General features: G+C 66.9%; 9 protein-coding genes and 3 pseudogenes. 3 read left to right on the top strand and 9 right to left on the bottom strand.

The annotated features are described in order from the left end of the window. Nucleotides 1-392: pseudogene (locus GJ629_RS17175) on the top strand (signal recognition particle-docking protein FtsY); the annotation flags it as partial. 222 nt (nucleotides 393-614) lie between these two features. Here GJ629_RS17175 and GJ629_RS11875 read toward each other — a convergent pair. The 6 genes and pseudogenes from GJ629_RS11875 to GJ629_RS11895 form a co-directional block, all read right to left on the bottom strand. Continuing rightward, nucleotides 615-2066, bottom strand: a complete 1452-nt coding sequence (locus GJ629_RS11875; protein ID WP_157513255.1) for an NAD(P)(+) transhydrogenase (Re/Si-specific) subunit beta — start codon at nucleotides 2064-2066, stop codon at nucleotides 615-617. Between the two features lies 1 nt (nucleotide 2067). After that, the gene (locus GJ629_RS11880; protein ID WP_157513256.1) at nucleotides 2068-2349 is read right to left on the bottom strand and encodes an NAD(P) transhydrogenase subunit alpha; all 282 of its coding nucleotides are present in this window, start codon (nucleotides 2347-2349) and stop codon (nucleotides 2068-2070) included. Then, nucleotides 2346-3288 (bottom strand): annotated as a pseudogene (locus GJ629_RS11885) (NAD(P) transhydrogenase subunit alpha). Before GJ629_RS11885 ends, GJ629_RS11880 begins: the two are co-directional and overlap by 4 nt. Further along, nucleotides 3228-3575, bottom strand: a complete 348-nt coding sequence (locus GJ629_RS17610) for a hypothetical protein (RefSeq protein ID WP_370515894.1) — start codon at nucleotides 3573-3575, stop codon at nucleotides 3228-3230. Before GJ629_RS17610 ends, GJ629_RS11885 begins: the two are co-directional and overlap by 61 nt. A gap of 163 nt (nucleotides 3576-3738) precedes the next feature. Beyond that, the gene (locus tag GJ629_RS11890; RefSeq protein ID WP_157513257.1) at nucleotides 3739-4377 is read right to left on the bottom strand and encodes a bifunctional 4-hydroxy-2-oxoglutarate aldolase/2-dehydro-3-deoxy-phosphogluconate aldolase; all 639 of its coding nucleotides are present in this window, start codon (nucleotides 4375-4377) and stop codon (nucleotides 3739-3741) included. 38 nt (nucleotides 4378-4415) lie between these two features. Next, nucleotides 4416-4790 (bottom strand): cupin domain-containing protein, encoded by a 375-nt coding sequence (locus GJ629_RS11895; protein ID WP_157513258.1) that lies wholly within the window; start codon nucleotides 4788-4790, stop codon nucleotides 4416-4418. 59 nt (nucleotides 4791-4849) lie between these two features. On the opposite strand from GJ629_RS11895, the gene GJ629_RS11900 reads away from it, so the two are divergent. Continuing rightward, nucleotides 4850-6253: a signal recognition particle protein Srp54 gene (locus tag GJ629_RS11900; protein WP_157513259.1), complete on the top strand. Its 1404-nt coding sequence runs from the start codon at nucleotides 4850-4852 to the stop codon at nucleotides 6251-6253. Between the two features lie 45 nt (nucleotides 6254-6298). Next, nucleotides 6299-7171, top strand: coding sequence for a CheF family chemotaxis protein (locus GJ629_RS11905; protein ID WP_157513260.1), 873 nt, complete (start codon nucleotides 6299-6301; stop codon nucleotides 7169-7171). Nucleotides 7172-7174: 3 nt separating this feature from the next. Here the strand turns inward: GJ629_RS11905 and GJ629_RS11910 are convergent, their stop codons facing one another. The 3 genes and pseudogenes from GJ629_RS11910 to GJ629_RS11920 all read right to left on the bottom strand — a co-directional run. Then, the gene (locus GJ629_RS11910; protein ID WP_157513261.1) at nucleotides 7175-7900 is read right to left on the bottom strand and encodes an NAD(P)/FAD-dependent oxidoreductase; all 726 of its coding nucleotides are present in this window, start codon (nucleotides 7898-7900) and stop codon (nucleotides 7175-7177) included. A 90-nt stretch (nucleotides 7901-7990) separates the two neighbouring features. Continuing rightward, a complete protein-coding gene (locus GJ629_RS11915) occupies nucleotides 7991-8734 on the bottom strand; it encodes a DNA polymerase sliding clamp (protein ID WP_157513262.1) in 744 nt (247 codons plus the stop codon). A 106-nt stretch (nucleotides 8735-8840) separates the two neighbouring features. Beyond that, nucleotides 8841-9188 (bottom strand): annotated as a pseudogene (locus tag GJ629_RS11920) (heavy metal translocating P-type ATPase); the annotation flags it as partial.

Below are 9188 nucleotides of genomic sequence, written 5' to 3' on the forward strand. Positions count from 1 at the left end.
TCGCCGACGCCATCCGGGCGAACAGCGAAGCCATCCTCGACGCCAACGCCGCCGACGTCGAGGAGGCCGAGGCGATGCTCGCGGAGGGCGAGTACACCCAAGCGCTGGTCGACCGCCTGAAACTCGACGAGAGCAAACTGGAGTCCATCGCGGAGACGGTCGAGTCCGTCGCCGGGCAGGACGCGGTCAACCGCGCCCGCGAGTTCGACGACGCGGCCGAGGTAGACGGGACGATACTCACGAAGGCCGACGCCGACCCCCAGGGTGGCGCGGCTATCTCCATCGCCCACGTTACCGGCAAACCGATCCTCTTTCTCGGAACGGGACAGGGCTACGACGACCTCGAACGCTTCGACCCCGAAGCCATCGTCGACAGGCTGTTCGAGGAGTGAGTCCCCGACCGGAACGTCGGCAACTGTTTCCGACAGTCCGGAGGGATGGCGGTATTCGCCGCCGCGAGACGCTTGAAGTAGGATGGGACAGTACAGAACGGTATGACAGACGACCGCCGTCACCGCGGGCGACCGACGAACGAAACCGAATTGCTCGAAGACGCACCGGAGACAGAGACTGTCCGGGCGCCCGAAGAACTGACGGCCTGACCCGCCGCAGCGTTAGGACGTCGACTCTTTGTACTCGTTGACGAGGTCCTGCATCGACTGCTTGGCGTCGCCAAAGAGCATACTCGTGTTGTCGCGGGCGAACAGCGGGTTCGCGATGCCGGAGAACCCGGGACTGAGACTGCGCTTGTTGACCACGACGTGGCGAGCCTGTTCGACGTTCAGTATCGGCATCCCCGCGATGGGGCTGTCGTCGTCCTCGTTGGCTCGGGGGTTGACCACGTCGTTAGCCCCGGTGACGATGACGAGGTCGGTCTGGTTGAACGTCGGGTTGACCTCCTCGAGTTCGCGCATCTTCTCGTAGGAGACGTCGGCCTCCGCCAGCAGGGCGTTCATATGGCCGGGCATCCGACCGGCGACAGGGTGGATGCCGAACTCGACGTCGACGCCGTTCTCGTCCAGGAGGTCGACGAGTTCGGCGACGGCGTGTTGGGCCTGTGCGACCGCCATCCCGTAGCCGGGGACGATGACGACCCGTTCTGCGGTCTCCAGCAGCATCGTGACCTCTTCGGGGGAGGTCTCGGTTATCTGGCCCTCGTAGATGTCCTCCATATCCGCGCCGTCACCGTCGTCGGTGCCGAGACCGCCGAACAGGACGTTCGTCAGCGACCGGTTCATCGAGTCACACATGATGACCGTCAGTATCATCCCCGACGCGCCGACGAGGGTCCCGGCGACGATGAGGACCGTGTTGTCCAGCACGAACCCGGTCGTCGCGGCCGCCAGCCCGGAGTAGGAGTTGAGCAACGCGATGACCACCGGCATATCCGCGCCACCGATAGAAATGACGAGAAAGACACCGAGGAGCAAGGCGGCGGCGACGACGACCCAGTAGGTGGGGACCCACTCGGCCATCGGCATCGAGCCGAACAGCGACGGTTGGACCACGAGCGCGAGACCGGCGAGGACGGCTACCGCGAGGAACACCGCCTTGACGACGTGGCCGGTCGTCGCCTCGAAGGGCGACTCGCCGACGACGCCGTGGAGTTTCCCGGCGGCGACGAGACTGCCCGAGAACGTCACCGATCCGATGATACCGGCGATGGCCGCCGTCGACGTCAGGCCGACCCCGAGACTCCCGCCGGAGGCGAGGACGTCGATCAGTTCGGCGCCGGCGACGACCGCCGAGGCCCCGCCGCCGAACCCGTTGAACAGGCCGACGAGTTGGGGCATCTCGGTCGTCTCGACGGAGACGGCGAGGTAGCCGCCGACGGCCCCGCCGACGAGCAGTCCCGCACCGAGGATGACGGGCGAGAGGATCTCGAACCACAGGACGGTGACGACGACGGCGAGGAACATTCCAGCCGAGGAGATCATATTCCCACGCGTGGCCGTCCGCGGGTGAGTCATATCGCGCAACCCTTGGATGAACAGGATGCCGGCGATCAGGTACGCGAACTGCAGCGCCTGTGCGGGGAGGGTCTCGGCGAGGATTCCACCAGCCATCTCACCGACCCCCCTGACTGAACTCGCTGAGCATAAAGTGGCTCACGAGGTATCCCCCGACGACGTTTATCGTCGCCATCACGACGGCGACGAACCCGAGGGCCGTCGCCAGCGTCGTCGACCCCGACCCGGCGACGACGACCGACCCCAGCAGCGTGATGCCGGAGATAGCGTTCGCGCCGGACATAAGCGGCGTGTGGAGGTTCGTGGGTATCTTCGTGATGATCTCGTAGCCGACGAACGCCGAGAGGACGAACAGCGTCAGGTTCTGGACGAACGTCACGCGTCGTTCACCTCCTCGGAGCCGTCCTGTGAGTCCGCTGACCCGGTGTTCTCGTCGGCGTCGTCTTGTGAGTCCGCTGGCTCGCTGTCGTCGTCCGCGTCGTCGCGGTGTGGGTTCCGTATCGTCCCGTCGTGGGTGAGCAGGGTCGCGTCGATAATCTCGTCCTCGAAGTCGATGTCGAGGTCGCCGTCGGCGGTCATGTTGTCGAGGAAGTTGACGACGTTGTTGGCGTACTGCTGGCTGGCCGTGTGGCTGACCCGCGAGCAGGTTCTCCGGGCCGTGGATGGTCACGCCCTCGTGCTCTATCGTCTCGCCCGCGACGGTCGGCTCACAGTTGCCGCCGGTCGGGGCCGAGAGGTCGACGACGACCGAGCCGGCGTCCATCGCCTCGATCATCTCCGCCGAGACCAGTTCCGGCGCGGGCGCGCCGGGGATGGCGGCGGTCGTGACGAGCACGTCGGACTCGGGGACGACCTGCTGCATCTGTTCGCGCTGGGCCGCGTAGAACTCCTCGTCCATCTCGCGGGCGTACCCCTCCTCGTCGCCCGAGTCGTCGGTCTCCAGATCGAGTTCGACGAACTCGGCACCGAGGCTCTCGACCTCGCGTTTGACCTCGAGGCGGATGTCGTAGGCCCGGACCGACGCACCGAGGCGCTCGGCCGTGGCGATGGCCTTCAGACCGGCGACGCCGGCGCCGACGACGAACACCTCCGCCGGTTGGATGGTGGCCGCCGCGGTCATCTCCATGGGAAACATCTTCGGGAGTTCCTCGGCGGCGATGAGACAGGCCTGATAGCCGGCGAGGCTCGCCTGCGAGGAGAGGGCGTCCATACTCTGGGCGCGGCTGATCCGCGGGATGAGCTCCATCGAGAACGCGCTCACGTCCCGGTCGGCCAGCGTCTGTAGTTGCTCGTCGGTGATATCGTACGGTCCGAGCATCCCGACGACGACCTGTCCGTCCCGGTAGGGTCCGTCTCCGTGTCGGGCGCGGCCCCGAGCGCCTGTACCTGAAAGAGGACGTCGGCACGGTCGAACACCGCCTCACGGTCGTCGAGGACGGTGCAGCCGACGGCTTCGTAGTCCTCGTCGGCCCAGCCGGCACCCTCGCCGGCCCCGGCGGCGACGGACACATCGTGGCCGTCGTCGACGAGGGACTCGGCGACGGGCGGGACGAGCGCGACCCGTTGCTCGCCGACCGCCCGTTCGGTCGGAACGCCGAGGTTCACGATACCGCCCCCTGTCGCCCCCGACTACCGGGAGACTCCGCACGCTTCGATAGCAGTTGATGCATTGTGAGCCAACACTCCGCACACCGGGATTACTTGTTTTACGGTCTGGGATTCGCCGGTCGAAAATTCGAGATATTCAACGCCGAGTAGTGAGTCCGGGCTACTGCTGTGCCGCCGCGACGGCGGCGACGAACTCGCTGGCGTGGGACTCGACGGCGTCGTAGTCGCCGCGTTCGACAGCATCGTAGTCGATGAGGGCGCTCCCGGCGCCGACGACGGCCGCGCCGCCCTCGAAGAACGCCGCGACGTTGTCGGCGTCGATACCGCCGGTCGGCATAATCGGAATCTCGCCAAGCGGTGCCTGTATCGCTCCGAGGTGGCCGGGACCGACCGTCGAGGCCGGGAACACCTTCAGCAAGTCCGCGCCGGCGGCCATCGCGTCGGCGGCCTCGGTGGGCGTCATAATCCCCGGACCGACGACGACGCCGCGGCGGGTGGCCGTCTCGACGACGGCGGGGTCGAAGTGCGGCGAGACGACGAACTCGGCGCCTGCCTCGATGACGCGTGAGGCCGTCGCGGCGTCCATCACCGTTCCCGCACCGACGAGAGCGTCGTCGTCGGTGGCGTCGACGACCCGCGAGAGAGTACGGCTGGCGTCGGGCGCGTCGGCAGTTATCTCGATGGCCGTGACGCCCGCCGCGCGGAGGGCCGCGACCGTCTCGATCATCTTCTCGGGGTCGATACCGCGGAGGACAGCGACGACGCCGCTGTCCAGCAGTCGGTCGAGGGCGTCGGTCATAGCTACTCTTGGGCCCGAAGAGGGCATAAAACGGTGGGTCACTCCTCGGGGTCGTACGGGAGTGCGGGATCCGACCGCGGCGCGCCGACACCGAGGACCGTCACCGGCCCGTCGGCGTCGGCGGGGTTGTGCGGCCGGTGGGGACTGTCCGGTTCGGCGACGAACACCGAGTCGGTCTCGACGGTGTAGGTCCCTTCCGGCGTCTCGACGTGAAGCGGTCCCTCGAGGACGTAGAAGGCCTCCTCGCGGAGTTCGTGGTAGTGGTACGCCCGGGCGAGGTCCTCGCCGGGAGCCATCCGGTACCGGGCGAGGTGGAGGGCGGCCAGACCGGTCGCGCCGGTGATCGAGCGGCGGTCACAGGGGTAGTCGTCGGCGGGTGCGAGCGCGTCGGGATCGGTGACGTGATAGCCCATACGTGGGCGTCGGGCGGCGACAAAAAGGCTTTACCGGGCCGGTAGCGTAGGACACGCAAATGGTACTCGACGATCTCGGTTCCTCGCTGCGCGGCGCCCTCGACGACCTCCGGGGGAGTTCCCGCATCGACGAGGAGGCGGTCGACGGCGTCGTCAAGGAGATCCAGCGCTCGCTGTTGCAGGCCGACGTCGACGTCGACCTCGTGATGGAACTGTCGGACAACATAAAGAGCCGCGCCCTGGAGGAGGAACCGCCCTCGGGCACCTCCGCCCGGGACTGGGTCCTGCGCATCGTCTACGAGGAACTCGTCGAACTCGTGGGGGAGTCGACGGACCTCCCACTCGAGTCCCAGACAATCATGCTCGCCGGCCTCTACGGGTCGGGGAAGACGACCACGGCCGCGAAGATGGCGTGGTGGTTCTCGACGAAGGGCCTGCGCCCGGCGATCATCCAGACCGACACCGACCGGCCCGGCGCCTACGACCAGTCCAAGGAGATGGCCGAGCGTGCCGAAGTGGACTTCTACGGCGACCCCGACGCCGAGGACCCGGTGAAGATCGCCCGCGAGGGCCTCGACGCGACCGAGGACGCCGACGTGCGCATCGTCGACACGGCCGGTCGCGACGGCCTCAACGCGGAGTTGATCGAACAGATCGAACGCATCGAGCAGGAGGTCAAACCCGACCGCAACCTGCTGGTGTTAGACGCCGCGATGGGCCAGTCCGCCAAGAGTCAGGCCGCGGACTTCCAGGAGGCTATCGGTATCGAGGGCGTCGTCGTCACGAAGCTCGACGGGACCGCGAAGGGTGGCGGTGCGCTGGCCGCCGTCGACGAGACGGATTCGACCATCGCCTTCCTCGGGACGGGCGAGACGGTCCAGGACATCGAGCGCTTCGAGCCCGACGGCTTCATCTCCCGACTGCTCGGGATGGGCGACCTCAAGCAACTCACCGAGCGCGTCGAGCGCGCGATGGAGCAGACCGGCGACGAAGAAGACGACTGGGACCCCGAGGACATGATGGAGGGGACGTTCACCCTCAACGATATGAAAAAGCAGATGCAGGCGATGAACAACATGGGTCCCCTCGATCAGGTGATGGATATGATCCCCGGGATGGGCGGGGGGATGATGGACCAGTTGCCCGACGACGCGATGGACGTAACCGAGGACCGGATGCGTGACTTCCAGGTCATCATGGACTCGATGACCGACGAGGAGATGGAGAACCCCCGCATCGTGGGCAAGTCCCGCACCGAGCGCATCGCCCGCGGGTCGGGCAAGCCCGAGGAGCGCATCCGGGAGTTGCTCGAACAGCACAAGATGATGTCCGAGACGCTCAAGCAGTTCCAGGGGATGGGCGACGCGGACATGGAGCGGATGATGAAACAGATGCAACAGGGCGGCGGTGGCGGCGGGATGGGCGGGATGGGCGGCGGCCCGGGCGGTCCTTTCGGGGACTGAACACACGCGGTAGCGATTTATCCGTCCGACGAGTAGCGACTGTCGATGCCGTCGGTACTCGCCGACTTCGCGGGGAACGTCAGTGTCGATAGCCGCGAGTGGGACCCGTTCGTCGAAGGCCGGATCATCCTCGGCGAGGACCGCCTCGTGTTGGCCGCCGACGAGGACGACAAACTGACAGTGCCGTTGTCGGCCGTCTTCGACATCACCGTCGGGTCGCTCCCGACGGCGTTCGACCCGATGCCCGGGACGCCCGTCGTCGTCGCCTTCGAGGCGGACGGGCGGCGACAGGCGGCGGCCGTCTCCGGCGAGGAGGCGACCATCGAGAAGTTCGTCACCGTCCTGTTCAAGGCGATTCTCAACGGGACGTCGGTGACGCTGAAACACCCGGCGAAGGTCGGCGGGCGCGTGATGGACACCGACTTCCGGGGCAGTCTGCTGAACCTCCAGTCCGGCGGCGTGGTCTTCGACACCGAGGAGGGACCGCTGGAGATTCCGCTGGACGGGATCATCGACTTCGGCCGCGAGACGCGGGCCGTCGACGGCACCGAACGCCCCGTCTTAGTCGTCAGCCACGTCGACGGCGGCGAGGCGCTGACGACGGTGGCGGCCGTCGACTCCGCCCGGAAACTGTCCATCCTCGGGCGGTATCTCCGCCGGACCTACGACCGCATCAGGGAGTCCATCTCGCAGTTGACGCTCTCGGAAGCCGAGACGGAGACGCTGACGACGCTTTACTCGGCTGGCGACGTGGGCCTCTCGCTGTCGAGCGTCCTCGACAGCGACCCATCGCGGGTGAAGAAACTGCTGCACTCGCTCCACTCGAAGGGACTGATCGAGTCCGAGGACGGCGGCCCCGTCCTCACCGCGAAGGGACAGATAGTCGTCACCCAGTACCTCGAACGCGTCAACGAGTGAGCGCTACTCCTGTAGGCTCGGGTGTGTCTCGGGCGGTTCGAGATCAGGGTCCGAGAACCGGTCAGCTATCGTCCGGTGGGCCTGCTCACGGCGCCGTTCGTAGGTCTCGCGGTCGACCTCCTCACAGCCCGGCGGGAGGTCGCGGCCGCGGTCGGTGAAGTAGCCGTCCGGAGCCACCCAGTCGTGGTAGAACCCGACATCAGCGTCCTCTAGCAGGGCGACACCGACCTCGGCGCCGTGGCCGGCGGCGACCGCGGCCTGGTGTGGTTTTTCTGCGAGACGGCCCGCGGCGTAACAGCCGTCGACGCCCGTCCGTCCTCGCTCGTCCGTGTCGAGGAACGTCTTCCCTCGGTCGATGACGCCGACGCCCTCGACATCGAGGTAGGAGACGTCGTTCTTGGTGGCGAGGACGACCCGCGGTACCGTGAACGTCTCCGCGGCCGTCTCGACCCGAAACGTACCCCCCTCGGTGTCGGTGACGGCAGTCACCTCGGCCTCGATCAGTGTCGCGCCGGCACGCTCTGCCTGTTCGGCGAGCATATCCAGCCACAGTCTGGCGTCGACGCCCACCGGGAAGCCCGGGACGTTCTCTAGGTGGGCGTTCCGTCGGAGGATGGACGCCCCGGTGTCGAACACGCGTGTCTCGAAGTCGTGGCGGGCGGTGTAGGTAGCGGCCATCAGTCCCGCGACCCCACCGCCGACGACGGCGATGTCCGTCTGGTCGGTCATAGTCGAGTCGTGGACTCCCGAGTGTAGGAGTCGTTCGGTTTCGCGGCGAGAGAGCGTTCGGAGAGCGGACGAGGAGAGAGAGTCGCGGCCTCAGTCGCTCTGGACGCGCGGGGCGAGCATGTAGGTGACGTTGCCCTGACCCTCGGCTATCTCGAAGTGCATCTTGACGGGGAACTCCTGACCCAGTTCCATCGTCACCTCGGCGTCTTTCGGGATGGCTTTGTTCATGTCCTTGAGGTAATCGAGCGAGAACAGCGACCGCGCGTCGCCGGCCTGCAGGTCGATGAGGTCGGCAGCGGCGAGTTCGAAGTGGACGTCGTCGGTATCGCCCTCGGCGTCGACGTAGAAGAGGTCGGCGTCGGCGTCGACGCCCAGCGCGATGTGATCCGAGACCATATCGGAGGCCTTGACCGCGCGGTCGATGTCACGGCCTTCGAGGACGATCTGCGCCGAGAGGTCCAGGTCCGGCAGGTCCGGTTCCTGTCGGATCGAGTCGGGGTTGATCAGCGCCAGCGTGTACTCCAGTCCGTCGATGGCGATGTGAAGCTTCCGTGTCTCCTCGTCGAGTTCGAGGTGGATCAACTGGTCGGAATCGGCCATCCCGGCGATGTCCTCCAGTCGGGAGAGGTTGACGCCGATGAGGCCGCCGTCGGCCTCGTAGGACTCGAAGGCGGCGGCGTCGAGCGTGAGGTCGACCATCCCGACGTTCGCGGGGTCGACGGCCCGGATCTGGAGCCCGTCGGCTTCGAGGTGGATCTTGCACTCGTCGACAAGCACGCTGACGGAGTCGAGGGCGGACTGCAGCGTGGTCGCGCTGACGATAGCGTTGAACATCTTGTGCCGGGGTAGGACCGCTTCATTTAAAAAGACTTCAATCCCGTTACGCGCGCCGGCGGGCGCAACCAAGGGAGGAGCGAGTCCGCCCCCGCGAGCGAGGGGCCTACCGCAGTCGGCCGAGCAGTTCGTAGTCGTGGTCGGGGGTGTACCGCCGGAACAGAAGGCTGTTGGTCAGCACCGAGACGCTGGAGAAGGCCATCGCCGCCGCGGCCAACACCGGCTGGAGCAGTCCCAGCGACGCCAGCGGGATCATCGCGGTGTTGTACCCCAGCGCCCAGACGAGGTTCTGTTTGATCTTCCGGAGCGTCGCGTCGGAGATGCGGATGGCCTTGACCACGTCCAGCGGGTCGTCGCGCATCAGCGTCACGTCCGCGGCTTCGATGGCCACGTCCGTCCCGGAGCCGATGGCCGTCCCGACGTACGCCACGGCAAGCGCCGGCGCGTCGTTGAC

It is taken from the genome of Halapricum sp. CBA1109, from assembly GCF_009741825.1.
Taxonomy (GTDB): domain Archaea; phylum Halobacteriota; class Halobacteria; order Halobacteriales; family Haloarculaceae; genus Halapricum.